At 54.8% G+C, this 713-nt stretch carries 1 rRNA gene; it reads right to left on the bottom strand.

The window, feature by feature from the left end:
• Window positions 1-20: 20 nt before the first annotated feature.
• Window positions 21-713, bottom strand: a 23S ribosomal RNA gene (locus ACQEXT_RS21220); the annotation flags it as partial.

Below are 713 nucleotides of genomic sequence, written 5' to 3'. Positions count from 1 at the left end.
CAAAACCCTTTGGGTGTTGTATGGTTAAGCCTCACGGGCAATTAGTACAGGTTAGCTCAACGCCTCACAGCGCTTACACACCCTGCCTATCAACGTTCTAGTCTCGAACAACCCTTTAGGACCCTCAAGGGGTCAGGGAAGACTCATCTCAGGGCTCGCTTCCCGCTTAGATGCTTTCAGCGGTTATCGATTCCGAACTTAGCTACCGGGCAATGCGTCTGGCGACACAACCCGAACACCAGAGGTTCGTCCACTCCGGTCCTCTCGTACTAGGAGCAGCCCCCTTCAATCTTCCAACGCCCACGGCAGATAGGGACCGAACTGTCTCACGACGTTCTAAACCCAGCTCGCGTACCACTTTAAATGGCGAACAGCCATACCCTTGGGACCGACTTCAGCCCCAGGATGTGATGAGCCGACATCGAGGTGCCAAACACCGCCGTCGATATGAACTCTTGGGCGGTATCAGCCTGTTATCCCCGGAGTACCTTTTATCCGTTGAGCGATGGCCCTTCCATACAGAACCACCGGATCACTATGACCTGCTTTCGCACCTGCTCGAATTGTCATTCTCGCAGTCAAGCGGGCTTATGCCATTGCACTAACCTCACGATGTCCAACCGTGATTAGCCCACCTTCGTGCTCCTCCGTTACTCTTTGGGAGGAGACCGCCCCAGTCAAACTACCCACCAGGCACTGTCCGCAACCCCGAT

The sequence above is a fragment of the Vibrio sp. TRT 29B02 genome, assembly GCF_050113655.1.
Classification (GTDB): domain Bacteria; phylum Pseudomonadota; class Gammaproteobacteria; order Enterobacterales; family Vibrionaceae; genus Vibrio.
This window is presented reverse-complemented; position numbering and strand designations above follow the sequence as displayed.